The organism is Scytonema sp. NUACC21 (assembly GCF_054684315.1).
The window spans coordinates 61,679-88,341 of sequence record NZ_BAAFZH010000083.1 but is presented as its reverse complement, the minus strand read 5'-3'; the positions used below and the strand labels follow the sequence as shown (position 1 = coordinate 88,341).

15 protein-coding genes and 3 pseudogenes are annotated in these 26,663 nt (G+C 41.9%); 9 read left to right on the top strand and 9 right to left on the bottom strand.

Annotation, left to right across the window (positions count from 1 at the left end):
* The first annotated feature begins 48 nt into the window (after positions 1 to 48).
* Positions 49 to 6,027, top strand: coding sequence for an amino acid adenylation domain-containing protein (locus tag ACYRY3_RS19700; RefSeq protein WP_460203301.1), 5,979 nt, complete (start codon positions 49 to 51; stop codon positions 6,025 to 6,027).
* Positions 6,028 to 6,119: 92 nt separating this feature from the next.
* Here the strand turns inward: ACYRY3_RS19700 and ACYRY3_RS19695 are convergent, their stop codons facing one another.
* Positions 6,120 to 6,275 carry a CopG family transcriptional regulator gene (locus ACYRY3_RS19695; RefSeq protein WP_460203300.1) on the bottom strand — a complete coding sequence of 52 codons (156 nt, stop codon included), beginning with the start codon at positions 6,273 to 6,275 and terminating at the stop codon, positions 6,120 to 6,122.
* Positions 6,276 to 6,338: 63 nt separating this feature from the next.
* Between ACYRY3_RS19695 and ACYRY3_RS19690 the strand changes: the two genes are divergently transcribed.
* A complete protein-coding gene (locus ACYRY3_RS19690) occupies positions 6,339 to 6,488 on the top strand; it encodes a helix-turn-helix domain-containing protein (RefSeq protein WP_460203298.1) in 150 nt (49 codons plus the stop codon).
* A 122-nt stretch (positions 6,489 to 6,610) separates the two neighbouring features.
* Here ACYRY3_RS19690 and ACYRY3_RS19685 read toward each other — a convergent pair.
* Positions 6,611 to 8,632: pseudogene (locus ACYRY3_RS19685) on the bottom strand (polyribonucleotide nucleotidyltransferase); the annotation flags it as partial.
* A 3-nt stretch (positions 8,633 to 8,635) separates the two neighbouring features.
* Positions 8,636 to 10,573 (bottom strand): annotated as a pseudogene (locus tag ACYRY3_RS19680) (cobaltochelatase subunit CobN); the annotation flags it as partial.
* A gap of 333 nt (positions 10,574 to 10,906) precedes the next feature.
* Here ACYRY3_RS19680 and ACYRY3_RS19675 point away from each other — a divergent pair.
* Positions 10,907 to 11,842: an N-acetylmuramoyl-L-alanine amidase gene (locus ACYRY3_RS19675; RefSeq protein ID WP_460203297.1), complete on the top strand. Its 936-nt coding sequence runs from the start codon at positions 10,907 to 10,909 to the stop codon at positions 11,840 to 11,842.
* Positions 11,843 to 11,996: 154 nt separating this feature from the next.
* Here ACYRY3_RS19675 and ACYRY3_RS19670 read toward each other — a convergent pair whose 3' ends face one another.
* Positions 11,997 to 12,971 (bottom strand): CHAD domain-containing protein, encoded by a 975-nt coding sequence (locus ACYRY3_RS19670; RefSeq protein WP_460203296.1) that lies wholly within the window; start codon positions 12,969 to 12,971, stop codon positions 11,997 to 11,999.
* A gap of 388 nt (positions 12,972 to 13,359) precedes the next feature.
* Here ACYRY3_RS19670 and ACYRY3_RS19665 point away from each other — a divergent pair, with 388 nt between their 5' ends.
* Entirely contained in the window at positions 13,360 to 14,433 is a 1,074-nt protein-coding gene (locus tag ACYRY3_RS19665) for a DUF3616 domain-containing protein (RefSeq protein WP_460203295.1), read from the top strand.
* 137 nt (positions 14,434 to 14,570) lie between these two features.
* On the opposite strand, the gene ACYRY3_RS19660 is transcribed toward ACYRY3_RS19665, so the two are convergent.
* Positions 14,571 to 14,975: an NIL domain-containing protein gene (locus ACYRY3_RS19660; RefSeq protein WP_460203293.1), complete on the bottom strand. Its 405-nt coding sequence runs from the start codon at positions 14,973 to 14,975 to the stop codon at positions 14,571 to 14,573.
* A gap of 145 nt (positions 14,976 to 15,120) precedes the next feature.
* On the opposite strand from ACYRY3_RS19660, the gene ACYRY3_RS19655 reads away from it, so the two are divergent.
* Positions 15,121 to 15,711 carry a thioredoxin family protein gene (locus ACYRY3_RS19655; RefSeq protein ID WP_460203292.1) on the top strand — a complete coding sequence of 197 codons (591 nt, stop codon included), beginning with the start codon at positions 15,121 to 15,123 and terminating at the stop codon, positions 15,709 to 15,711.
* Between the two features lie 50 nt (positions 15,712 to 15,761).
* Here the strand turns inward: ACYRY3_RS19655 and ACYRY3_RS19650 are convergent, their stop codons facing one another.
* Positions 15,762 to 15,992, bottom strand: coding sequence for a DUF6737 family protein (locus tag ACYRY3_RS19650; RefSeq protein ID WP_460203291.1), 231 nt, complete (start codon positions 15,990 to 15,992; stop codon positions 15,762 to 15,764).
* Positions 15,993 to 16,581: 589 nt separating this feature from the next.
* On the opposite strand from ACYRY3_RS19650, the gene ACYRY3_RS19645 reads away from it, so the two are divergent.
* On the top strand, positions 16,582 to 19,734 hold the full coding sequence (locus tag ACYRY3_RS19645; RefSeq protein WP_460203290.1) for a diguanylate cyclase domain-containing protein: 3,153 nt from the start codon (positions 16,582 to 16,584) through the stop codon (positions 19,732 to 19,734).
* Positions 19,735 to 19,841: 107 nt separating this feature from the next.
* On the top strand, positions 19,842 to 20,999 hold the full coding sequence (locus ACYRY3_RS19640; RefSeq protein WP_460203289.1) for a protein kinase domain-containing protein: 1,158 nt from the start codon (positions 19,842 to 19,844) through the stop codon (positions 20,997 to 20,999).
* A 177-nt stretch (positions 21,000 to 21,176) separates the two neighbouring features.
* On the opposite strand, the pseudogene ACYRY3_RS19635 reads toward ACYRY3_RS19640, so the two are convergent.
* A pseudogene (locus tag ACYRY3_RS19635) lies at positions 21,177 to 22,001 on the bottom strand (NADP(+)-dependent, decarboxylating phosphogluconate dehydrogenase); the annotation flags it as partial.
* 343 nt (positions 22,002 to 22,344) lie between these two features.
* Entirely contained in the window at positions 22,345 to 23,070 is a 726-nt protein-coding gene (locus ACYRY3_RS19630) for a response regulator (protein ID WP_460203288.1), read from the bottom strand.
* A gap of 507 nt (positions 23,071 to 23,577) precedes the next feature.
* Here ACYRY3_RS19630 and ACYRY3_RS19625 point away from each other — a divergent pair.
* Both ACYRY3_RS19625 and ftsE read left to right on the top strand, forming a co-directional pair.
* Positions 23,578 to 24,339 (top strand): WecB/TagA/CpsF family glycosyltransferase, encoded by a 762-nt coding sequence (locus ACYRY3_RS19625; protein WP_460203287.1) that lies wholly within the window; start codon positions 23,578 to 23,580, stop codon positions 24,337 to 24,339.
* A gap of 224 nt (positions 24,340 to 24,563) precedes the next feature.
* A complete protein-coding gene (gene ftsE / locus ACYRY3_RS19620) occupies positions 24,564 to 25,316 on the top strand; it encodes a cell division ATP-binding protein FtsE (protein ID WP_460203286.1) in 753 nt (250 codons plus the stop codon).
* A gap of 49 nt (positions 25,317 to 25,365) precedes the next feature.
* Here the strand turns inward: ftsE and ACYRY3_RS19615 are convergent, their stop codons facing one another.
* Positions 25,366 to 25,968 (bottom strand): hypothetical protein, encoded by a 603-nt coding sequence (locus ACYRY3_RS19615; RefSeq protein ID WP_460203284.1) that lies wholly within the window; start codon positions 25,966 to 25,968, stop codon positions 25,366 to 25,368.
* Between the last annotated feature and the right edge of the window lie 695 nt (positions 25,969 to 26,663).

Here is a 26,663-nt window from a genome sequence, read left to right as displayed (position 1 = left end):
TTTGTTTTTCCTAGAAATCGTGTTATTCTCGTTAGAATCTGTATCCCCATGAGCAATACCAGAAAAATTGTATTTTTTGATGACAATACCTCAACAATAGAAAAAATTTGTCAAGTACAACAGGACAATCAACAGACTCAAAGAGATAACCCCTTAGAGCAATGCATTCATCAAATATTTGAGGCTCAAGTAGAGCGCTCGCCGGATGCTGTTGCTGTTGTATTTGAAAACCAACAACTCACTTACCGACAGTTAAATCAGCAAGCCAACCAACTGGCATATCACCTACGTGAATTGGGGGTAAAAAAAGAAGTTTTAGTTGGTATTTGTGTAGAACGTTCTTTAGAAATGGTAGTAGGGCTGCTAGGAATTCTAAAAGCAGGAGGGGCTTATGTACCACTCGATCCAGCATATCCTGAAGAACGTATAGCCTTCATCATGGAGGATACTCAGACACCAGTACTGCTTACGCAAAAGCACTTAATTCATAAATTACCTGCTTGTAAAGCACAAATTTTTTGTTTGGATAGCGATTGGGAACAAATAGCCCGGAACAGCCAAGATAATCTTGAACAGGAAACAACACCTGACAATCTGATTTACGTCATTTATACTTCTGGTTCCACGGGGCAACCCAAAGGGGTGATGATTCCTCACCATGGAATATGCAACCAACTTTACTGGAGGCAAACAAGTTTTGGATTAACTCAAGCAGATAAAGTTCTGCAAACGATTTCTTTTAGCTTTGACCCCTCAGTGTGGCAGATATTTTGGTGTTTGTCGTTTGGAGGGCAGTTAATTTTGCCTCATCCCACCGGACATCAAGACACTGGGTATTTAGTTAAGACCATTGTTGAGAAACAAATTACCGTTCTCGCCCTAGTGCCTTCTATACTTCGCGTGTTGCTAGAAGAAGAGGGAATTGAGAAATGTCAAAGCCTTCGCCACGTAACTTGTGGTGGAGAAGCCTTACCCATTGAATTGGTAGAACAATTTTTTGCCCGCCTAAATTTGGAAAATGTTCTGCATAACTGCTACGGTCCTACTGAAGCTTCTATTGATGCGACTTTCTGGACTTGTCAGCGCGGAACTCAAGGGATTTTTGCTCCTATTGGTCGCCCAATTAGTAATGCAAGGATTTACATACTAGATGAAAACTTGCAACCCGTACCCACTGGCGAACCAGGTGAATTGCATATTGGTGGTGTAGGATTGGCACGGGGTTATTTCAACCGTCCCGAACTAACAGATGAAAAATTTATTCCCAACCCTTTTAACAAAGCAACAGTCAAAAATGCTTTTAGGTTGCCTTGTTCGGATCGACTTTATAAAACCGGGGATTTAGTGCGTTACTTACCTGATGGGAATCTTGAATTTCTTGGTCGTATTGACCATCAAGTCAAGATTCGGGGCTTCCGTATTGAATTAGGAGAAATTGAAGCTAAACTCGGTACACATCCAGCCGTGCAACAAACTTTAGTTATGGCGCGAGAAGACGTTCCGGGAAACAAACAACTAGTGGCTTATGTTGTGGTATCTCCTCAACAAAATTCCACACAACCTCCCAGCCATAATGAGTTGCGCCTTTTTTTGCAGGATAAGTTGCCTCAGTACACGATCCCTGCCAGATTTGTCTTTTTAGATACCATGCCATTAAACCCTAATGGTAAGGTAGACCGCCATGCTTTACCTGCGCTAGATAAAGGAAGTTACAGTAAAAACAATTTTGTTGAACCTCGCACTCTCATTGAGAAGGTTTTGGCAACGATTTGGGCAGAAGTTTTGGGTTTGGAAGCCATCAGTATCCATGACAACTTTTTTGAATTGGGTGGACATTCACTGCTTGCAACCCAGGTAGTATCTCGGTTATGTCGGGCTTTGGGTGTAGAAATTAAGGTACAGTTACTGTTTGAGAAACCAACGATTGCGAATTTAGCTGATGCGATCGTGGCTATTCAAAACCAAGGTATCGATCTGTTGGAGAATCACACAATTCCCCGATTAGCCAATGGATGCTCGACCCCTCTGTCCTTTGCTCAGCAGAGAGTTTGGTTTTTGGAGCAGTTGGAGCCAAACAGCCCAACTTACATTATCTCTCAAGCATTTCGCTTGCAGGGGGCATTGGATATAGGCGTCTTGCAGCAGTCTTTAGACGCAATTGTTACCCATCATGAAGCACTGCGGACAAATTTTATGACCTCGGTTGATGGTAGCCCCATACAAGTTGTTCGGGAACCTCGTTCTGTGGAACTGAAAGTTATTGATTTTACACGGCATCAAAACAGGGAAACTCATTCTCAAGTGCTAGATGAGTTGAATCGGGAAGCGCATCGTCCGTTTAACTTATCATCTGATTTGATGTTGCGAGCAGCTTTGTACCGTGTAGATTATCAAGAATATGTCCTTTTGCTGGTCATGCATCATATTGCTTCTGATGGCTGGTCAATGGGGATTTTATGGCAACAGTTGGCAACAGTGTATGAGGCTTTCTCGAAGAACTTGCCAAATCCCTTGCCAAAACTGCCCATCCAGTATGCTGATTTTGCAATTTGGCAGCGTCAACAGTTATCGGGTCAAGTTCTCAAGCAGCAGTTAGACTACTGGAAAGACCAGCTAGCAGGTGCAAATACTGTACTGGAGTTACCGACCGACAAACCGCGTCCTCCAGTGCAAACTTACCGAGGAGCAATGCAATCTTTGATACTACCCCAAACTCTAGCAGCATCTTTGACAGTGCGATCGCAGCAGGAAGGCGTGACCCTGTTTATGACGTTACTTGCAGCATTTGGGACACTTTTACACCGTTATACCGGACAAGAAGATATCCTTATTGGCTCTCCCATTGCAGGTCGCAATCGGGCTGAACTTGAAGATTTGATTGGATTTTTTATCAACACCGTAGTTTTACGGATTAACTGTTCTGAAAATCCCAGTTTTTCTACCCTACTTAATCGCGTGCGTCAGATGGCATTGGGAGCATATACCCATCAAGATATGCCTTTTGAAAAACTAGTGCAAGAACTACAGCCAGAAAGAGATACCAGCCGCAACCCATTGTTTCAAGTGTGGTTTAATATGCTGAATTTAAAGGATATTAAACTGGGATTGCCCGGTTTGACTGTAGAACCTCTTTCAATGCCAGAAGCCTCTTCTAAGTTTGACTTAACCTTGTATGTGACAGAACAACAGCAAGGAATCAAACTGGAATTAGTTTACAATGCTGACCTATTTCTACCAGAGCGAATGGTGGAAATGCTCCATCAGTTCCATCATTTGCTCCTTCAGATTGGGGAAACTCCACAACACAATATTTCTTCTCTATCACTGGTGACTCCCAAAGCTGCATTACTGTTACCAAATCCTCAGCAAAAACTTTCCGTACACTCAGAAGCAGCCGTTCATACTAAATTTTCTCAACAAGCCCAAAGAGTACCACAAAACCTGGCAGTTGTAGATGCACGAGTTGCTTGGACTTACGCGGAACTCGAAACACTAAGCAACCAATTAGCTCACTATCTGCTAGCAAATAACATTCAAACTCAAGACGTAGTTGCTATTTACGGACAAAGAAGTGCCTTATTAGTTATAGCAATTCTGGGTGTTTTGAAAGCAGGTGGCGCTTTTGTCATTCTCGATCCGGCTTATCCCACTTCTCGCTTGATTGATTGTCTTGAACTAGCCCAACCTCGTGCTTGGTTGCAGGTTGCTTCAGATTCTCAAGTTCCGACTGCACTTTTTGAGGGTGTAGAAAGTGTTTGTCACTGCTGTTGGGAAATTTCTTATGACTCAATCTTGACAGGATTGCAAAGTTATCCCAATAGTGAGCCACAAGTGAGAGTAGAACCAGATGATTTAGCTTATATTGCCTTTACCTCTGGTTCTACAGGTAAACCTAAGGGTGTTAAAGGTAGCCACAGACCTCTATCTCATTTTGTGCAATGGCATCAAAAGACTTTTGGTTTGCGCGAGTCAGATAGATTTAGCATGCTTTCTGGTTTATCTCATGACCCTTTGTTAAGAGATATTTTCACACCCTTGTCCTTAGGGTCAACTTTATGCATTCCGCAACAAGAAAAGATTGAGGCATTAGGTCAGCTAGCTGATTGGATGCGGGTTATGGGAATTAGTGTTGCTCATTTAACACCAGCAATGGCACAACTGCTGACAGCAAACAGCGAAAGCCAGACTACAAACTTACGTTATGTATTTTTTGCTGGTGACGTGCTTGCGCCACAAGATGTCACAAAAATCCGTCGTTTTGCTCCCAAAGTCACTTGTGTCAATTTTTATGGTGCTACTGAAACACCCCAAGCTATGGGTTACTTTGTTATACCTGAAGATTGTGGTGTTGATAGCCCAGTCTCCAGTTCCTATTCCCCAATCCCTAAAACGATACCTCTGGGTCAAGGTATTGAGGATGTACAATTACTTGTTTTGACTCAGACATTACAGTTAGCTGGGATTGGCGAGATAGGAGAGATTTACGTTCGCACTCCTTACCTGTCTTCTGGTTATATTGGCAGTGATGCTTTAACCCAAGAACGTTTTATTGTCAATCCATTTACCAAGATTGCTACAGACAGACTTTATAAAACAGGAGACTTGGGACGTTATCTACCTAACGGTAACATTGAGTTTTGCGATCGCATTGACAATCAAGTCAAGATTCGTGGCTTCCGGATTGAGTTGGGAGAAATTGAAGCTGTTTTGAGCCAATATCCCTCCGTTCAAGAAGTTGTAGTTCTGCTGAGAGAGGACATTCCCGGAGACAAGCAGTTAGTTGCATATGTTGTTCTTAAAGAAAAACAAATTTCTACAGCCAACGAACTGCGGCAATTTCTCACGTCCAAACTTCCTAGCTATATGATTCCAACGTCCTTTGTTATGCTAGAAGCGCTACCCCTAACGCCTAATGGTAAACTCAATCGCGCTGCCCTTCCAGTACCTGAAGTAGAAAAGAAAACCTTTGTTGCTCCTCGTAACGAGTTAGAACGTGAGTTGGTAGAAATTTGGGAACAAGTTTTAGGTATTCAGCCAATTGGTGTGAAAGATAACTTTTTTGAGCTTGGAGGGCATTCTTTATTAGCAGTTAATTTATTCGCGCAAATTGAACACAAATTTACCCAAAAACTTTCTCTTGCTACCCTCTTTCAAGCAGGTACAGTGGAAGCCATTGCCAAAATACTTGTTCAGTGTAAGGAAGAAGAATTTGCTCAGTGGTCGTGCTTGGTACCAATTCAACCCAAAGGTTCTGAACCACCCTTGTTTTGCGTTCATCCCCTTGGTGGAGAAATTTTGTGTTACTACTCTTTGGCACAGCATCTTGGTTTAGATCGACCGTTTTATGGGATACAACCACAAGGAATCGATGGAAAACTGCCTTTCTTAACCAAAATAGAAGATATGGCAGCACTCTATATTCGAGAAATTCAGTCTATTCAACCAAAGGGTCCTTATTTTCTGAGTGGTTATTCTTTGGGTGGTATTATTGCCTACGAAATGGCACAGCAACTTTATTTACAAGGTGAAGAGATTGGTATACTTGCTATGCTTGATACCTGTTTTCCTGGGTCTAGCAGTCGGTTGCCATTCTTTAAACGAATATTAGTGCATTTGAGTAATTTATTAGAACAGGGACCTGCATACTTGTGGCAAAAGTTGGGTGGTTGGGCGAAATGGACTCAACACAATATCACAAATCAGTATTTGGAATATTTGAGAATGAACGAACCTTTGCCTCAAAATGATTTGCACATAGCACTGATGGATGCTAGCGTAGAAGCTGCCAAAAACTATACTTTTAAAAAATACGCGGGTTCAATGGTTCTTTTGCGGACTTCTGACAAAAATCGAGACAAGGAAAAAGGAGTCGGTATGCAATACGATCCGCAATTCGGTTGGGGTAATGTAGTGACGGGAGAAATAGATGTTCATCTGATTCCCGGTTCTCATCTCACCTTGTTTGAGGAACCTCATGTTGACGTTCTAGCGGAAAAATTGCAGAATTGTCTGAAATCCAAAGTCTAAATTAAGAAGTAAGTCGGCACAATAAAACATAACTATGTAGACTTCTGTTAAGAGTTACTCCTAGTACACAATTAACCAGACAAACTTCGATATTAAGTGACATCTAGCTCCGTCTTGGTTTTCTTTTTTAGAGAACGAATAAACTCCCGAATCACATCCGACTGTGTTCTTTCTACGGCATTGCAATACTCAATCAGAATTTGTCTTTCTTCATCATTAATCCTGACGTTTAAAATATGTTTTGGCATAGGAGGCTTGTCTTGTAATTAAATTTGCATTACAATAAGTATATAGCATAAAGAGAATCTGTTGTGTTTGCCATTAAGAGAAAGTTAAAACTAAATAAATTAGAAGAAGCGTTAATGGCTCAACACACAGGTTTCTCTCGCTGGGTTTACAACTACGGGCTGCCACTAACAGCCCTAACTCCTATTGGTGTTTATTTACGACGACCTACTTAATATTCAGCCCGCGCAAGCGGGCTTTGTTTGTTTCACCCCAAACCTTTAGTCTGAGGGAATTGAATTGTCCTGCCCAGATTTTGGATTTGCGATGAATCCAAAATCCAAAATCCCGTCACAGATTACCGATTGATTGCGGCTGCTTCTCGCGCTGCAGCTGCTTGATCTGGATGAATACCCAAGCGGGTGAGATTAATCCTACCTTTGTTGTCAATCTCCCGCACTTTGACAATCACTTCATCGCCAACAGCTACTTCATCCTCAACCTTGCCAACACGATAGTCAGCAAGTTGGGAAATGTGAATCATACCTTCTTTTCCGGGTAAAAATTCTACAAACGCACCAATTGGTATAATCCGAGTCACACGACCTACGTAGACATCACCTTCATTAAGCTTTCTGGTCATGCCTTGGATAATGTTACGTGCTTTTTTCGCCTTATTTTCATCAACGGCGGAAATTGTTACCGTACCATCATCTTCGATGTCAATTTTTGCTCCTGTTTCCTCTGTGATACCCTTAATCGTCTTGCCTCCGGGTCCAATCACCAGACCAATCATATCCGGGTCTATCCGGATGGTCATGAGACGTGGGGCATAAGGCGACATTTCCGGACGCGGTTTATCGATTGTCTGGAGCATTTTCTCCAGAATGTGCAACCGTGCTGCTTTTGCTTGATGGACAGCTTGAGCAATCACCTCTAGAGACAAACCGGAGATTTTCATATCCATTTGTAGGGCAGTAATCCCGCTATCTGTCCCAGCAACTTTAAAGTCCATGTCGCCTAAAAAGTCCTCGATCCCCTGAATATCCGTCAGAACTCGGACTTCGTCACCTTCCTTAATCAGACCCATTGCCGCACCACTGACGGGTTTGGAGATGGGTACGCCAGCATCCATTAATGCCAGTGTAGATCCGCATACTGAACCCATTGAGGTAGAACCGTTGGAAGAAAGCACCTCCGATACTACCCGAATTACGTAGGGGAATTGTTCTTTGGATGGGAGTACGGGCAACAAGGATCTTTCTGCAAGTGCTCCATGACCAATTTCCCGACGTCCCGGCGCACGCAGGGGCTTGGTTTCCCCTACGGAGAACGGTGGGAAGTTATAATGATGCATATAACGCTTTTGTTGGTCTTGTTGCAAGTCATCACTTAAGTACTGCATATCTCCTGGTGTCCCAAGAGTACACGCAGATAGCACCTGAGTTAGCCCCCGGTTGAACAAACCACTGCCGTGAACTCGCTTTGGCAAAAGATCTACTTGACAAGAAACCGGACGAACTTCGTCTAGCTTGCGCCCATCAACACGAACGTTGTCTTCGATAATTTGGCGGCGCATGAACTTCTTGGTCAGTTCTTTAAAGTTATTGTCAACTGCCTTATCTCCACCAGCTGCAACGCGAACTGGGTCATCTTCTGACAGTTCCGCGATCGCATTTTCAATGGATTCCTTCACAGCATCCAAAGCTGCATCGCGCTGTGTCTTGTCCAAATCAAATTGTGACAGGATTTTCTTAATATCTTCGGTTGCCCGCTCGCGTATATAGTTCTCTAAGGTTGAGTCTACCTCTGGAGGTTCCTGGGTTGGGATTTCCAAACCCATTTCAGCCATCAAGTCTTCCTGTGCTTTAATCAAGTCTTGCACAGCTTCATAGCCAAACTCAATTGCCTCAATGATGTCCCTTTCTGGCAACTGATTGGCTCCTGCTTCCACCATTATGACACCTTCTGGGGAACCAGCAACGACCAAATCCAGGTCTCCGGCTTCAATTTCCGCGTAGGTGGGGTTAATAATAAAATCATCGCCTACCAAACCAACCCGGACTGCCGCCATTGGTCCATTAAACGGTATTTTAGCGATAATTGTAGCGATGGAAGCACCAGTGACTGCTAGAACATCGGGTGGTACCAACTCATCCATTGAGAGGGTTAAAGCCACAATTTGCAAGTCATCTCGCAACCACGAAGGGAACAACGGACGCAAAGGACGGTCAATAAGACGGCTAGTGAGAATTGCTCTTTCTGGCGGGCGTCCTTCTCGACGCAGCATGCCTCCAGGAATTCTACCTGCCGCATACAGTCTTTCTTCGTAATCTACTGTCAGAGGGAGGAAATCAATGCCGTCTCTGGCTTCAGAACGCTATATATATAGATTGGGCAAATCTCCCAACAAAATATCAGACCAAGAATAACCCGTATTACCCAAAGGAGAACCAGGCAACCATTCTACCGTCCCGTGCATTCCAAAATGTACCACTGCATCAGCTTGAAACTCATTTTGCAGCCATTTGTAGAAAGCAGCGTACTGGGGGTGAGGGGTTAAATCGCGTTCAAACATCAACCGCATGGGGTCACCCTGTAACCCTAAAGGTGGCTGTACACCTATCCAAACATTTCCCAACTGAACCCCACCAATGTGAAATTCATCCCCATAAGTTTTAATACCCGTTCCCGTTAGGGATTGCCATTGTTTCTCAATACGGGATGTGCGGAGATATCCCAACCATTTTTCTAAAGTGCGGACGTTAACGGAGGAGGGTAGGAAATTTTCCGTCTCTTCCAATCTTAAGTCGTCCGCTTCTTTGACTTGGCGAATCAACTCTTCCCCATCTTCTGGCAAATCCCCAACAGTATAACCTTGTTCTTTCAGTGCTTGAAGGAATTTGAGGAGACTTCGCGGTACATTAAGCAATGCGGCTGTTCCAACAGCTCCGTAACCAGGGGGAAATCCATAAAGAATAATTGCAATCTTCCTTTCAGATGCTGGTGTTTGTCGTAGATTAATCCAGCTTTTCACCCTACCAATGAGCCGTTGCACCCTTTCTGGCACGAGATAAATATTTTCTCCTACCAACCCACCAAGGGGAACAGTATCAATTGCCCCATCTAGTTCCGGTAATGCGTATAAAACAACACTTTGCAAACCACCGATACCTTGGCGCGTCCAAGAGTGAATATCTTGAATAAGCAGTGGTGCAGCAATCATGTACGGTACATTTTTAGCAGTGAGGATGCGTTTTGCTACCTCTACCTGACGCCCAGCTTCCATTGAACCTGCGGGACCACCGACCAGGGGAAAGCCAATGGTTGACACGATCGCATCTACTTTAACTGCTTCCGGAGACAGGGAGGGAGTTTCTACATAACCCATCTGTCGTTGCTGGGTTTCATAATCACTTGTCATCCAATCCCGCACAGCGACATGACCTTCGACACCATTAATAAAGATGGGCAAAGGTATCAAACCAGCTTCTTCAAAACGGCGAATCAGTTGGGGAATATAAGGTTGTTTTGTAATAACGTGTTTGCGGTATAAGAGTATTCCTACTATTGGTAAGTGGGGATTGGAGAATGGCACTTGAGAGAACTTTCCCTCACTCCCCCTCTCCCTCTCTCCCTCTCTCCTCTTCTTTTGATACCACTCCAAATAGTTCTTAGGGGATTCAAAATAACCGGAGTAGTCGGGATGCAATAACCCCATATTTGGGGTTTCAATTGGCGGGGGAATATCCCCAATTTTCAACCCCAAGTATTTTTCTGCTAACGTCCAAAATAAAGCCGCAACGTTTTCTTGTCCGCCTGCATTCCAATATCCATATATAATCAGCCAGTTACGCAAGTCTTGCACTTTTTGCACCGGCACAAATTTCAATAGCTTTGGTCCTATTTTCAAAAAGCTGATATAACCAGCTAGCTTGTCTTCCTCCCGTCCGCCACTAAATTTGTCAAGGATGAATTTCACTGGTTTGGGCATTCCTTTGGGTTTATCCCCAATGGCAAAAGCACCCAGTTTGGTTAAACTCATCAATTCCAATGCTGACTCAAAGACCAGGCGGATGGGAATGCTTGAGATGCGATCGCGCAACCACAACACTTGGTCATAATCAAATAACAAGCTGCCAAAAAATACATCAGCGTTATGAAGTGCTGCTTCCACCTCAGTACGCTTGGTGGTAATGTCGCGATCGCTAAATACCCGAATATCTAACTCATTCACACGAGAGGTAGCTAAAAAAGCTGCCTTTCGGTATAAGTCAGCGTTAAATGATTCAAACCCTGCAACCAGGACAATACGTTTCATGCCTGAGATTGAAAGCTTTTTCAAGTTTTACATCTACTATTTTAAATATTTTTGTCTTATATCGCTTGTTTCTTTTTTCACAATTTTCTTTATGTTAACAATAACACCTTGTATTGAATTAGTAAAAAATATTTCACGAACCGTATTTTAAGCAAGATTATGTTGCCTCTTTCCGGGTAATTTAGGTGAAACTCTCCTAGTTTCTTTAGAAATAATGAGCGATTATGCAAAGATATGAGACAGCAATAAACATCAATGATGTTGGAAGATAAAATTGTATCTAATGGCTCATACTAGTTCATTTTTTATTGATTATTTGCTGAGGTCAAGAAGATGAAATTTGGAATTGATATTGGACACAATTGTCCTCCAGATACAGGGGCCAGAGGAATACAAATTGAAGATAATCTAACTTTAGATATAGGCACGAGAGTCATATCTAAGTTAAAAAATTTAGGGCATGAAGCCATCTCGTGCAAGCCATCAGAAGCGAGTACGGTGAGAGAATCTCTCGCCCAAAGATGCCAAACAGCAAATACTGCCCGAGTAGATATTTTTGTCTCTATCCATTTTAATGCTTTTAACGGTCAAGCAAATGGGACAGAAGTGTTTGCAATGAGTGATGCTGGCAGAGAAATTGCAGCATCTGTCTTAAATGAAATCGTCAAATTAGGATTTGAAAATCGTGGTGTAAAAAATGGCAGTCACCTATATGTGATTAGAAACACCAATATGACAGCAATTCTGGTCGAGTGTTGCTTTATTGACTCGCAAAAAGATATGGAACTGCTGAATGTAGAAGCCATGTCAAATGCGATCGTTAAAGGTCTAACTGGTCAAACCAGCCTTGGGAATTCTCAACCAAAAGCAGAACAAAATACAGTTCTCTCAACTCTCGATATTCAAAAAGTTTTAAATCGACTCAAAATAACGGATGCAGAGGGTAAACCTTTAGTAGAAAATAACATCTCTAACTCGGAGACAAAATCTGCTATCAAAAAATTTCAAGAAATTACCGGAATTCAAACCACGGGAATTGCTGGCAACACTACAAATCAGGTAATTAATGATATTTTAGCGAAAACAATAATTAGGCTTAATCATGCGGATGGTGCAGTTGTTAGATATTTGCAATACCGTGTCAATGTTGATATTGATGGAATTTATGGTTCGCAAAGTGAATCAGCAGTAAAAAAATTTCAACAGAAAAATGGTTTAGTTGCTGATGGAATTGTGGGACCCTTGACTTGGCAAAAACTCATTGGATAATTCCTATTTCAGTCGTCCCTTGTCCTTTGTCATTAGTCATTAGTAAAATTTGTAGGGTGGGCACTGCCCACCAATATTCAACAATGATGGACAAAACTTACCCAACACTATCGCATAAATTTTTACCTTAATGTAAAGCGGTGCTATTACAATGTCATACTGTTGTATTCAGTAGCATTAAATGAAGCTTTTGCCTTGTCTCAACTTTGAGATATTGCTCTTGTAAGGGTTGCCACTGCTGCCACAGCTGGTAACGATTTTCTGCCAAGACATTAGCAACGGTGGGAAGGTGAGACTGAATATCTGATTTCAAAGCGTGAGTTAACCACTCTGCTAGAACTACACTATCCTGCATTCCTCCCAAAATTTCTTGGACATTTTTTATTTCTGCAATATATGCTGAGTAAGACTCATCATATATGTCAGTAAATAATTCCATTTGGTAGCGCAAGCGTTTGGCTTGTTTCCGCAAGCTGTGAAGGGTTTCCCCACTTTCTATCAATTCTTCCTCAACCTTCGCTGCTTTCCAGTCTCTAGGAATCACAATCTTTGTTTCCTGTAATTCGGTTCCCACTAACCAGCCCGGATGCAGAAAGAATGCGCTCATCTCGGGTAGAAGTAAATCTGGTACCACTTGCTCAATCGCCAGAGATGCTAGTGGTTGATAAGATGGTTCTTTCAACCACTCGTGCAACGTCTCTTTTAAAGACTTGTAACGCTCATCCTTGAAAGTTGCTTTTACGTCTGAGAGTGCATTTTCACGTTGTTCGCTCAAAACGTCTAAAGCTGTCTCTAAAGATTCTTGTTCTTTACGGGGTAAATGTTGTTTGCGAAGGTTTTCCAAAGTTTCTTTGAGCACGTCTAAATCTCTCAGGCTGCCCAGACGACGTGCTATTTTACCAATATTTTTATCATTTGCTGGTTTGGGCAAATCCAAAGCCGGAGCAAACCTAGTCACCGCAGTGCGTAAGCGACGCATTCCCACTCGCATTTGGTGCAGTGCTTCTGGATCTTTATCTTTTTTCACTGCTCCTTCCCATTTTAAAGTTTTCTTAAGGTGTTTTTGAATTGCTGAGTGAGCGCAGCTACCTAGAGTTTTTTTTACTTTAGGTTTTGAAGCTAATATCATAGTGCTTTAATACGTCTAAATACCAATATGTAACGGTCTGAAGTTATTGAATAGTATCATTACTTAACAATATATACCTGTTTTTTGATATTTATTTATATTATCTTCTCAAGAGTCAATATTCTTCTTACTAATGTTTGATTTTACTATATTGGCAACTCGTCCCTAGTATTCTTTTTCTATGCCTCCCGGTTAACCATAGGAAAGATGCTTAAGCTGATTCATATAATTTGTTACAATTTTTCTTTAGCGATCGCCTAACCTCAGTATCATATATAAAAAAAACATAAAATATTCCCAGTTGCCACGCATGGGAAGACAGCGCATCTACGAAACTAAAAATATTTTACATTTAAGTTGTTTGAGCTACGTATTAGGGTGATATCAAATGCAAAACATACCTTCTTTAATAAATCAAGTTCTACTTACATTTAGTGACGATAACTTTAAAGCACACCGAGAAGACCTCTCTGCCGTGCTGCTTACGTCAGACAAACATCTTTGGCTTGGTTCCGACGAAACATCAACTCTCGAACGTCTTTCTGCAATCGATAATAGTAAATTTGCGGAACACAAACAATTTCATGTAGCAAATTTTATTAGTTTACCAGCACCAGAAGACGAAGAGATTGATATCGAAGGGCTGGCTTATAACGATTATTACCTATGGCTCGTTGGTTCTCACAGCTACAAACGGAAAAAAACCAAATCGGACAAATCAGATGAAAAAAATATTAAGAGACTGGCAAAAGTTCAATCGGAACCAAATAGATATATCATAGGGCGTATTCCTCTTGTAAATGGTGATTTGTTCTCATCTTGTCCTCACCCTACCAATCCCGAGGTAGAGTTGTCTGCAGCAAAACTAGAGGTTACTAACAAGGGGAACCAGCTAATGGAGGCATTAGCAAATGACCAACACTTGGGATTTTTTGTTCAAGCAGCAATTCCAGGTAAAGACAACGGCTTTGATGTTGAGGGAATAGCTGTTTACCAGAACAAAATTTTTCTAGGTTTGCGCGGTCCTGTCTTGCGTGGTTGGTCTATAATCCTAGAAATCGAGTTAGAGGATTCCGCTCCCGGACTCATGAGATTGCGAACTCTTGGAGAAGGAGAGCAAAAGTATAAAAAACACTTTCTCTTTTTAAATGGTTTGGGAATACGGGATTTATTTTTGCACGACAAAGATTTTTTGATTCTAGCAGGCCCAACAATGGATTTAGATGGTCCGGTGCAAATTTACCGTTTGGCAAATGGAGTGAATTTGCCAGAAAATAGGTTACACTATCCAGAAGTTTTGCTTGATATTCCTTATGGCAATAGAGACGACCATGCAGAAGGAATAACAGCATATCAAGATATAGCCGGGGTACCTTCAATTTTGGTGGTTTATGATTCTCCAAATAAAAATAGACTCGTAGGGGATGCGAGCGCTATGGCAGATGTGTTCAAACTGGAATAATAAGAAAGGATGAAGTATAAAGGATGAAGTATAAAATCTGAAATCAGAAGTATGAAGTAAATCTCATCAAGAAATTGCAGAATCGTATCAGTCTATCAACCTATTTTTCACCCTTTATCCTTTATCCTTCATCCTTATTACAAGTTAGTGGAAATCGCCTGTACGGGACAAGTGGGAATACACTGTTCGCAGACGATACAGCGCGATCGCGTGAAGATCAGCTTGTAACTTTGCGGATCTAGGTTAAGGGCTTCTGTGGGACAAACTCCAGTACACAAACCACAGTGAACGCATAAGTCCTCATCAATCACGATTTCCCCTAATGCCTGAGAAACGGTGATATTTTGCGATCGCATCCATTCTATTGCTGCTTCCAACTCATCAATGTCTCCCGATAGTTCTACCACCAGTTTACCAATTTGATTTGGGGCAACTTGAGCGCGGATGATATTTGCAGCTACGTTGAAGTCTCTTGCCAATCGGTAGGTGACTGGCATTTGGACAACACGTTTGGGGAAAGAGAGGGTAACTCGTTTTTTCACGTTTCTTTCTACTGATTGTTCAAAGAACGTAGGGGCAAACTCTATTCTAGAGTTGTCGCCCTCGGAACCACATCTGACATCAAGAAAGAAGGCAAGCAAGTTAAACTTAAGATACCAGCACTTAATAAGTTTTAATAATTTTGTTATGAGTAAGGATTCATCTGTTAACTCTCCAGACAAATCTGAATCCCCTATAGGGGCACGCTTGAGAAACTTCGTGGTTGCAATAGTTGCGATCGTCCTTAGCGTTGTCTTAGTCGTGGGACTGCGAACAGAGACAACCTCTGCTTCCCTGACACAGTTAGATGAGCAATCTACACCGTTAGACGTGGCTTTGGCTAACGGCAAACCATCATTGATGGAGTTCTATGCTAACTGGTGTACTGTCTGCCAAAAAATGGCACCAGACATCGCGCAACTAGAACAACAGTATGCTGACAAAGTGAATTTTGTCATGCTGAATGTCGATAATACCAAGTGGTTGCCAGAAATGCTGAAGTACAGAGTAGATGGTATTCCCCATTTTGTCTATCTCAATCAGAATGGAGAACCTATCGCACAGGCAATTGGTGACCAACCTCATACCGTTATGGCAAGTAACCTAGAGGCTCTAGTGGCTAATTCTCCTCTACCATACGGTCAAGCCAGTGGCAAAGTTTCCCAATTTACTGCACCAGTTACACCAACAAGCAGTCAAGACGATCCTCGCCGTCATGGCAGCCCGGTCATTGATTAATTTGCATTTGATACCTTATCGCCCAAAGCTTCCAGCCTTGGGCTTAACAACTATTCCTCTTGTGATTCCAAAATACCGGCGCGGATAACGAGTTGGGGCCAAATCAGCAAGAAAAAGCCCATCCACGTTAATACAGGTACACAGACTACAATAGTTAACCAAATTGTTTTAAATAATACCCAGCTACCACCAATTAACATTATACCTGTGAGCAAAATAGACCAAGGTTGGCACCACCAAGGTTTATATTTCCAAGGATTCATAGAGTTGTTCTGAGACATTTCATTCACGAACCATTAGCAAAAGAATATTACATTAGTAAAATAATATACGCAATTGTCTTGAACTGACTCCAGTTAATACCGTTTCTTTGTGAAGCTGCAATGTCTTTTCCCCCCGCCTAACTCTGTTCCCCTTTGCGAAGCTACGGTGGTGGTGTACAAGTTGGATTTACCCCCGTTATAAAGGGGGGTAACACGAAATCAAATTCCCTCTCCTCTATAAGAGGAGGGCTTAGGGTGGGGTAAATTTGTTCTAACACCAGGATACGTTTTACCTTTTTACCTTGAGTTACCTATTTGGTCAACTTTAATTTAGGGCTTTGAGATTTTAGAACATATGAGAATCATACATTTCTCATATGTTGCTTTTAACACCAAATCTGCTTGTTATTTGTTACAAAGTGAATAGATTTTCATCAAATTGCCCTTTCTTAATATATATCATGAGGGAATTGAGCGATAACACCATCTTTCTTCAGAGAAAAAGAGAAAATTGCTTATTTTATTTGATTTGAAGTTAACTTCTACAACTAATCATTAAAAAAAGCTACTATTTGCCGAAAAACCTTAGCCAAACAATTTTATGTAAATGAATAAACGTATTTCTCAATTTGCAGTAGCCTTTGTTATTTTCACGGGGTGCAGTGTCTTGATTGGTTGGCAGCTTGACATTCCTTTACTTACGATGGGCTTTCCTAATGTATCCTATGGGACGAAACCCAACACGGCTTTATGCTTCTTGCTAGCAGGCATATCCCTGGGATTGTTGAGGCTAGAACAACTTCCAAGGTGTCTCTATCAAATTGCCCAAGGATGTGCTTTACTGACATCAAGCATTGGCTTACTTACATTTATTCAGTATTTTTTCGGTTGTGATTTTGGTATTGATGAATTTCTATTTGAACAGGGAAAATCATCAGTAACTGCTCTCCACCTAGGGCGCATGGGAGAACTTGCAGCGCTCAACTTTTTCCTGTCTGGTATTGCCCTCTTACTGCTGTCACAAAAAAATCGGCAGAGGGTTTGGTTGCATCAAAGCCTCTGCTGTATCGTGCTTGTGACCGCAATGGTTATACTACTTGGTTATCTGTTTGAAATTAGTATTTTCTATCATTTCATAGTCCACACAACACCAACGGCACCTTACACAGCTGTAACGTTTATCGTCCTATGCCTTGGAATTTTATTGACCCATCCAAACCAAGGAATAATGAGGGCTTTAACTAGCTCTTCAATGGGTGGAGTGCTTGCACGACGATTGTTACCTTGGGCGATCGCTCTTCCACCTGCTATCAATTGGATAACTTTGCATGCAGCAGAACTCCAGCCTTCCAAGCATTCATTTATTCATGGATTGCAAACCGCGATCGTCATGACTATATTCTCAATGCTTATTTGTTGGAATGCTTATGCCATAGATTGCGTAGAAACTCGTCGTCTGAAAACAGAGCAAAGACTCTGGGAATCAGAACAACAATTCCGACGTGCTGTGATGGATTCTCCACTACCTATTATGATTCATGCCGAAGATGGAGAAATTTTACAAATTAATCACGCTTTGTCTGATATCACGGGATACCAACCGGAAGATATCCCAACAATTGACCGTTGGACAGAACTTGCTTATGGACAACGCCCAAAATCTGTCAAGGAAACTCTTGAGAGTCTCGACAATTTAGATTGCCGAATGGCAGAAGGGGAATGTACCATTTATACCTGTAAGGGAGAAACGCGTATTTGGGATTTTTATTCTGCTCCTTTAGGTAAAACTTCAGATGGCAGGCGATTGGTACTGAGCACTGCAATTGACATTACAAGACGCAAACAAGCAGAAGAAGCTTTCTTGGAAATGAATTGCATTTTGGAAAGGCGTGTGAAGGAACGGACGGCTAAACTCGCAGAAATGAACCTGCGTCTGCAATGTGAACTCCGCGATCGCGAACGGGTGCAATCAGAACTGAGGTCTATGAGCGAACGCTTGCGATATTTACTGACGGGTAGCCCTGCAGTCATTTTCAGTTGTAAACCCTACGGGGATTATGGCGCTACCTTCATCAGCGAAAACGTAACCGAATTGCTTGGTCACAAGTCAGAAGACTTCTTAGAAAACTCAGATTTTTGGAGCAGTCATGTCCATCCAGAAGATATTGAACACATCTGTAGCGGAATAACGCAGCTCTGCGAAAGAAATTATCACTCTCATCAATATCGGTTCCGTCACGCCGATGGAGAATACCGTTGGCTTCAAGCTCAAACAAAGTTAATTCGGAACAAGATAGGCGAGCCTGTTGAAATTGTAGGCTATCTCGTGGACATTTCCGAACGCAAAGCACTGGAAATGGAGGTTGCTCAAAAGCAACAGTTATTGAATAGTTTTATCTCTTGTTCGCCCCTAGGTATTGCTATTTTTAATAGTCAGATGCAGTATACTCTTGTCAATGACACCTTGGCAGAAATCAATGGCGTTTCTGCCAAAGAACATATAGGTAAGTATCCGTGGGATATTTTAGTCAATTTGACTCCAGCACCAGAAGATATTAGTCAACAAGTCCTCTCCACCGGTCAACCCGTGCTGAATGTAGAAATAACTGGAGAAACTCAAAAACTTCCAGGTGTACTGCGGACATGGTTGGTATCTTACTTTCCCATCTGTAACCAAACGAGTCATCCCTTTGGTGTTGGGGTGATGGTTGCTGAAATTACAGAACGCAGGCAAGCAGAACTGGCTCTCACTGACCGTGAGGCAATGCTGCGGGCAATTGGTGATAACTTGCCTAATGGTGCAATCTACCAAATTGCCCGCGAATTAGATGGGAGCGATCGCTTTCACTATATTAGTGCAGGTATAGAAAATCTTTTTGAAGTTCAAGCTAAAGATGCCTCAAGGGATTCGAGTCTTCTCTACAATCAGTTTCTAGAAAATGACTACCAAAAGTTCTTACAAGCAACTGATGAATCGATGAGAAGTTTGTCAGTTTTTGATATTCAACTCCGGATACAAACACCCAGTAAAAAACACAAGTGGCTGCATTTTCGTTCAACACCCCGCCGTTTTGAGGATGGACGGGTTATTTGGGATGGGTTAGTTGTAGATGTAACTGATATGAAACTGGCAGAAGAAACTTTTCGCTGGCAGGCTGAAAAAGAGAAGTCTCTCAATCAAACCGTTCGGAAACTTTATCAACAAGTTTATACAGCCAATCAGAAGCTCCAACGCCTTGCTACACTAGACGACCTCACTCAGATTGCCAATCGACGCCGTTTTGACGACTACCTCAAACAAGAGTGGCAGAGGCTCGCACAGCAGCAAGCTCCTTTATCCATAATTTTAGCAGATGTCGATTATTTCAAGTGTTATAACGACACCTACGGTCATCCTGCTGGTGATACTTGTTTAGTGCAGATAGCTCAAGCAATCTCTCGTGCTGTTAAACATCGTCCAGCGGATTTAGTAGCACGCTATGGCGGCGAAGAATTTATCATCATCCTACCCGACACTGACGCTGATGAATCAGTACTTGTGGTTCAATCTATCCAAAAAGAGATCGGAGAGCAAAATCTCCCTCACGCTGCTTCTAAAGTAGCACAACATATTACTCTTAGTTTTGGTATTGCTACGACTTTTCCCTGTCAAAGCCGTCGCGAGCAGACCGTAATTGAAGCAGCCGATAGGGCATTATATCAAGCAAAAAAAGAACGAAATTGTTACCACAGTATTGCCCTGGGCGAGTCAAAAAAATAACAGTGAAAAGTCATCCAACCAGGACTAGTTTAGACATGGCAAAATAAAGATAATTAATAATATAACCAAGCGCATCGCGAGCTACGCTACCGTGGCTTCTTTGTATCATGAGCTACTGCCTGAATCCCTTTTGTCCAAAGCCCCAAAATACGAATGATGGAAAGTTTTGCCCGACTTGTGGTTCCAAACTATTCCTTAAGGAACGTTACCGTGCAATTAAACCAATAGGGCAAGGAGGTTTTGGCAGAACCTTCTTGGCAGTTGATGAGGATAAACCATCCAAACCGCGCTGCGTGATTAAGCAATTTTACCCCCAAGCCCAAGGTACAAGTACAGTGCAAAAAGCAGTTGAGTTGTTTACTCAAGAAGCAATGCGCTTAGATGAATTGGGCAAACATCCACAAATTCCAGAACTGCTTGCTTATTTTACACAAGACGATCGGCAGTATTTGGTACAAGAATTTATTGATGGGATGAACTTAGCCCAGGAATTGGCGGCAAAAGGCGCTTTTAATGAAGCGGAAATTCGGCAACTGCTGAATGATTTATTGCCCGTGTTGCAATTTTGTCACCAAAGACAAGTCATCCATAGAGATATCAAACCAGAAAATATCATTCGGCGTAGATCCTCCGTTTCAAAGGGGAATGGAGATCTTGTTCTAGTGGATTTTGGTGCTGCCAAAGAAGCCACTTACACTGCCCTCAACAAAACTGGCACTAGTATTGGTAGCCCGGAATATGTTGCCCCCGAACAAATAAGAGGAAGGGCTGTTTTTGCCAGCGATATATTCAGTTTAGGTGTGACTTGCATTCATCTACTCACTCAGTACTCTCCCTTCGACTTATATGATATCAATCACGATGCTTGGGTTTGGCAAAAGTATTTAAAAACTTCAGTTAGCAAAGAGTTAAGCCGAATTTTGGACAAAATGTTAGAAACTGCTATTGCTCGACGCTATAAAACAGTTAGTGAAGTTCTCTCAGATTTAAATCCACAGCAGCAAATTGCGCCAATCATCTCACCTACACCTGTCACCCCATCACAGAATGCACATACATCAATTTTTGTCAACCAATCTGCTGACCCTATTGCAAAAGAATTACAGGAAATGAAAACCAAGTTTCTTGGTGGTAACAATGGTAGCAATTCTAATAATGTGAATACTCAATTTCAGCCTACACAAAAATCTCAGCTTTCTAGCAAAAGTGCTATTGATGAGGAATTAGAAGAATTAAGAGCTAAATATAAAAAGGAGAATGGTTAGTGGTTAGTTGTTAGTGCTTAGTGGGAAAAAGGAGAAGGGTTGGTGGTTAGTTGTTAGTAAGAAAATCGTAGTTCACAAACATTACTACTAACCACTAACTACTAACTACTAACTACTAACTACTAACTACTAACTACTAACTACCCTCAGAACAAGTACACAACTGAAAAGGGCATTTTAGCCGTTCTTTTCAGTAATGGGTACCCATTCAGTGTGGAAGACACCGGCTTTATCCACACGTTCGTAGGTGTGTGCTCCAAAGTAATCGCGTTGTGCTTGAGTCAGGTTTTGAGGCAGGCGATCGCGACGGTAGCTATCGAAGTAATCCAAAGATGCGCTGAATGCTGGTACGGGAACACCCAATTTCGCAGCAGTTACCAACACATCTCGCCAAGCATTTTGCCTGTCAAGAATGGTCTGCTTAAATTCAGGAGCCAATAGCAGGTTGGGAAGCGTTGAATTTTCGCCAAAGGCATTTTTAATCTTATTCAAAAATCCTGCACGAATGATACAGCCGCCCTTCCAAATGCGTGCCAATTCACCCAGTTTCAAACCCCAGTTATATGTTTGAGAAGCTTTGGATAGCAAAGCCATTCCCTGAGCGTATGAACAGATTTTCGAGCAATAGAGGGCATCTCGTACCTTGTTGATAAACTCTTTGGTATCTCCGTCATACTTGCCCGTAGGTCCTGTCAGAATCTTGGAGGCAGCGATCCGTTCCTGTCTGTAGGAGGACATAATTCGACCATTCACTGCGGCGATAATGGTCGGTACGGCAACGCCCAATTCCAAAGCAGTTTGTACTGTCCAACGTCCCGTTCCCTTTTGACCTGCAGAGTCAACAATCAAATCTACTAGGGGTAAATGTGAATCTGGATCGATATAAGGGAAGATATTGGCAGTAATTTCAATCAAGAAAGAATTGAGTTCGTCTGTGGTGTTCCACTCACTAAAAACTTCATGGAGTTGATTGTGATCCAGTCCTGCAGCATTTTTCAGCAAGAGTAAATCTAAATTATCTGGCTCATCATCTACTATCATGAGCTTGAGTTTGTCTGGCTCTGTATCAGTCATATTCGACTTAAATTCTCAGATATTCTCATGGCAAAGATGGTATTTCTTGTCTCCCACATGGTAATTAAAACTACCATAACAAAAGCAATGGTAAATTCAACCCCCTAGGGCTAAAATTTAGGTTTCAAAAAGAAAAAGCTATAATTAGCAAGTATCCTGCCTGTTAAGTATAAGTCAATTAAGTATATGGCAGTGTTACTAAGCCACAATCTTTACTCAGGGGATAAAACTTATTTATAGTTTCTCTAAATTTTAGAATTTGGATTTATGTTTATCCGACTAGCCCGGAACGCAAAGCCCGAACAGCAGCTTGGGTACGGTCATCGGCACACAGCTTATTCAGTATATTTCGAACGTGAGTTTTAACAGTTCCGACTGTAATGTAAAGTCTTTCTGCAATCACTGCATTGCTACATCCTTCTACAATCAACTGCAAAACTTCCAATTCCCTTTCTGTCAGAGTGTATGCATCAATGGGTTCCTCCTGTTGAATATCAACAGATTCTGTGCTAACTGCAATAGATTTAGTCTCGGGTAATGTCACTTCAGGCTTGTGTGGATTTTGCCGTGCTTGTTGCAAAACAATCCGAGCGATCGCCGGGTCGATCCAAGCATTACCATTGAAAGTAACGCGAACTGCTTCCAACAAATTATCAAACCTAATATCTTTCATGCAGTAAGAGTCAGCTCCTGCTGCAAAAGCTGCCAACACGGCGTCTTTGTTATCTTGTAGCGTTAAAATCAATACCTTTGTTGCTAACTGTCCCCCATTTTCGGTAGATTTCACCTCTTTTGTTAACTCAATACCGTCTTTATCTGGTAAACCTATATCTACAATAGCAATATCGGGTTGTAATGTTTTTAACATTTTGAGACCCTCAGTGGCATTGTTGGCTTCCCCTACAATTTCAATTTCCTCTTTTTGCAGTAGTGCTGTCCTAATCCCCACACGGGTTAGATCGTGATCCTCAATCAAAGCAACACGAATTTTAGCCATGTCAATTCCCGCCCTTAAACTTTTCACTGTAAAATTGAGTGTACTAAAAAGTCTTAAAAGATGCAGTTTACAGATGACACCCAAAAGACATTTGGAAGTCTTTCCAGTAGGCTAGCATGAGAGGCAAGCTATTCCCAGTTACGCAAGAATTCTATCAAAATTTCTCTTATACTCCCGCACCCTGGTGAGATGGCGCAAGGTCAGTGTGGGTAGTTTACAGGCATTCGTCAGCCCACTATTTCGTCAGGTAGCCACTCCCCACCTGAGGTTCCCACTTACAAGTGCAAGATACAAGCCTCCCTTACCTACAAGTACTGGCTTTCTCTCATGAATTTTCCGGACAAGAGGAAAATTCTTGCGGAAATAGGTTAAAGTTGTGTTTCGCAAGCACTGCTCCTCCTAAAGACTCTATCTTTAGTTTTAAAACTCGGGCGCTAAGCTCGCGGAAATAACTAGCTAAGCTATTGTTCTATATAATTTGCAAATGAAGCTCTCATAAAATAAGCTATGTCTGAACGCAACAAAGCGTTTTCAATATTAGGGCTACCAGTTCATGTGATGACTAACTATCCAAACTGGTTGCTAGAACGCCTGCAACAGGGTATGGGAACTCATGTGGTAACGCTCAATGCAGAAATGACTATGCAGGCAGAGCGAAATTCCGCCCTCGCTAAAGTTATTCAGGATGCTGAGTTAGTCATTCCTGATGGCGCAGGGGTAGTTCTTTATTTACAATGGCTGTTGCGGCAAAATGTTCAAAGAATTCCAGGTATCGAACTTGCAGAAACACTGTTATTAGAACTTGGAAAACGTAACTCTGATGCAAAAGTCTTTTTCTATGGCGGAGCACCAGGGGTAGCCGCAAAAGCTTCAGAGTTTTGGATTTCTAAAATTCCAAATTTGAATTTAGTCGGCACCCATTCCGGTTTTCATTCAAAAGAAGAAGAAGAAAAGTTGCGACAAACTCTCACCCAATTACAGCCACAGCTGATTTTTGTTGGTTTGGGAGTGCCACGTCAAGAGTTATGGATTACTCAGAACCGCCATTTGTGTCCCAATGCCGTATGGATTGGTGTTGGCGGCAGTTTTGATATTTGGTCGGGTTTGAAAACTCGCGCCCCCGCCTGGTTGGGAAATAACAACCTAGAATGGCTGTATCGACTTTATCAAGAACCTTGGCGCTGGCGACGAATGTTAGCTTTGCCTGAGTTTGCCATCAAAGCTTTTGTTTACAGGTTTTTTCACTCACAAGTTGGAGTTAGTAGTTAGTAGGGGCGCTCTTATCTTGCACCCGTCTACTGACCCCTCACCACTCACCACTCACAAAAAATTTACGTTTTTTATTGTGATATTCCCAGGCAAAACCTGGGAATACTTATTTTGTACTGACTTCTATTGTCTTCTTTATGAATCCTTTACGGCTTCATAAATTTAGTCCCTGGTACGAGAAATAAAGTGCCATCCAAATGTGATGTGAGGAGTGTTTGAGCCAAATGAAAACTGCTGTAACAATACAAGAAACTACTGACCAATCGGTTCGCATTCAAGACAGCAAAACTGAACTTCCTAATAACAATGCTGCAGTCGTAGTACAATTACGGTCTGTTTCAAAAACCTATGCTAACGGCTGTCACGCTCTTGTAGACGTGAATTTGGAAGTCAAAAAGGGAGAGTTTTTATTTATTACAGGAGCTAGTGGTTCTGGAAAATCCACTCTTTTGAAACTGCTGTATGGAGATGAGATACCAACACAGGGACAAGTGATTGTAGATGATTGTAACATAACGAGTTTGCGCGGCGATCGCCTATCTGTGATTCGGCGGCGTATCGGCGTTGTGTTTCAAGATTACAAATTGATTCCCCAGAGAACAGTTGCGGAAAATGTCACAGTCGTCTTACAGGCTCAGGGGTACACTCGCAAGGAAATTCAACGGCGTTTGGAACCTACTTTGAAATTGGTAGGTTTACTTTCTAAAGCAGACTGCTTTCCCGATCAACTTTCTGGAGGTGAGCAACAACGGGTTAGTATTGCACGAGCCATAGTAGGAACACCACCAATTATCTTAGCTGATGAGCCTACTGGGAACCTCGATCCCGATAATTCTTGGCAAGTCATGCAGATTCTTCAAAAATTAAACTCTTTTGGAGCAACGGTTATTGTGACAACTCACGATGAACAGTTAGTACGCAGATGCAACCGTCCCGTGGTGCAGGTTCAACATGGAAGGTTATATAGAAGGAGTTAGTGGTTAGTGGTTAGTGGTTAGTGGAAAGCTACTAACTACTAACTACTAACTAATAACAAAAACTGAAATCATCAATGGTGAATTGACCATCAAAAGCGCAAAAGGTAACACGGTAAATGTCGGTTGCTGAGACAGATAATAGGGTGTTGGGAGGCACAATGGAATCAGAATTGGCAAGATTAGCACCTGGTAGTATTGTTTGAGTGAGCAGTTGACCATCGCGATCGTATGCTGAAAGCAACAGCCGCTGTGAACTTGTGACAAAGGCGCTAACAAAGTGGACGGGACGCAAAAATGTTGCTTCTAACAATCCACTCTTAGGCGCTCCCATCAACACCATCAACCCAGAATGAGTAGGAAATGCTGGATTTGAAGGCTGTATTGCTATACAATTGCTAAATGTGACACCCCACTCCTCGTACTGGTTATCCACAACTTCAAAACATCTCAAATCCTCCAAATTTAAATAAATACACGTAGGCACATCAGCTACTCTATCCTTCACTGCTGGCTTTGTCTGGTCGCGTGAAGCCGCAAATGCGATTTGATTTGGGAAATCAAAGTCGCTAATAGTAAATTTATGGTCTTCAACACTCGGCTGTCGATCCGAGGCAAGACTAGCTTGCTTTACCACAACACCCCGCCTTGTCATTATCTAGAGAACAGTTAGATTATTAATTACATAGAATGTCATTTAGAGAATAAAGTGTGAAGTATGAAGTATGAAATCAAGACAAAATTTTCAAGTATAAAGGATGAAGTCTTTCAACCCTTAGACTTTATTTTTTTCTGCTACACTTTTTTGTTCATCCTTCAGACTTCACCCAGTCATTTTCTCTTCTGACCTGCGTTGAACAGTAGGTACAAAAGCTAGTTCACCCACAAGTAGCGTGCAATCTGAAACTACAGCTACTAAATAATTCCAACAAGCAATTGCACTGTCCATCACGCTCAAGCATATCAGTAATGTTTCTGATAGCCTAACACAAATAGTTACTACAAGGATTCACCCTTCAGTACGATATATTACCAGTAACTAAGTTGTTATAATGATATTCATGTGTTGAAAAATCTTTACGAGTAGAAAAAAATACAAATCTTTATAAGTCACTTAGTGTATAGATTTTACAAGGATGAAGGATGAAGGGTAAAGGATAAAAAATAGATTGATAGATGTATATAAGATTCGTAATTGATTGATGGAATTTAGTTTCGTTCCGCAACCAGGGAATGGTTTTGTTGGGTTTCGTTCCGCAACCAGGGAATGATTCTGTTGGGTTTCGTTCTGCAACCAGCAACCAGGGAATGATTCTGTTGGGTTTCGTTCCTCAACCCAACCTACGATTC

Bases quoted from the DNA above. Each gene is read 5' to 3' on its own strand.
- ACYRY3_RS19700 (WP_460203301.1), top strand. From the start codon at position 49: ATGAGCAATACCAGAAAAATTGTATTTTTTGATGACAATACCTCAACA.
- ACYRY3_RS19695 (WP_460203300.1), bottom strand. From the start codon at position 6,275: ATGCCAAAACATATTTTAAACGTCAGGATTAATGATGAAGAAAGACAA.
- ACYRY3_RS19675 (WP_460203297.1), top strand. From the start codon at position 10,907: ATGAAATTTGGAATTGATATTGGACACAATTGTCCTCCAGATACAGGG.
- ACYRY3_RS19670 (WP_460203296.1), bottom strand. From the start codon at position 12,971: ATGATATTAGCTTCAAAACCTAAAGTAAAAAAAACTCTAGGTAGCTGC.
- ACYRY3_RS19665 (WP_460203295.1), top strand. From the start codon at position 13,360: ATGCAAAACATACCTTCTTTAATAAATCAAGTTCTACTTACATTTAGT.
- ACYRY3_RS19655 (WP_460203292.1), top strand. From the start codon at position 15,121: ATGAGTAAGGATTCATCTGTTAACTCTCCAGACAAATCTGAATCCCCT.
- ACYRY3_RS19650 (WP_460203291.1), bottom strand. From the start codon at position 15,992: ATGTCTCAGAACAACTCTATGAATCCTTGGAAATATAAACCTTGGTGG.
- ACYRY3_RS19645 (WP_460203290.1), top strand. From the start codon at position 16,582: ATGAATAAACGTATTTCTCAATTTGCAGTAGCCTTTGTTATTTTCACG.
- ACYRY3_RS19640 (WP_460203289.1), top strand. From the start codon at position 19,842: ATGAGCTACTGCCTGAATCCCTTTTGTCCAAAGCCCCAAAATACGAAT.
- ACYRY3_RS19630 (WP_460203288.1), bottom strand. From the start codon at position 23,070: ATGGCTAAAATTCGTGTTGCTTTGATTGAGGATCACGATCTAACCCGT.
- ACYRY3_RS19625 (WP_460203287.1), top strand. From the start codon at position 23,578: ATGTCTGAACGCAACAAAGCGTTTTCAATATTAGGGCTACCAGTTCAT.
- ftsE (WP_460203286.1), top strand. From the start codon at position 24,564: ATGAAAACTGCTGTAACAATACAAGAAACTACTGACCAATCGGTTCGC.
- ACYRY3_RS19615 (WP_460203284.1), bottom strand. From the start codon at position 25,968: ATGACAAGGCGGGGTGTTGTGGTAAAGCAAGCTAGTCTTGCCTCGGAT.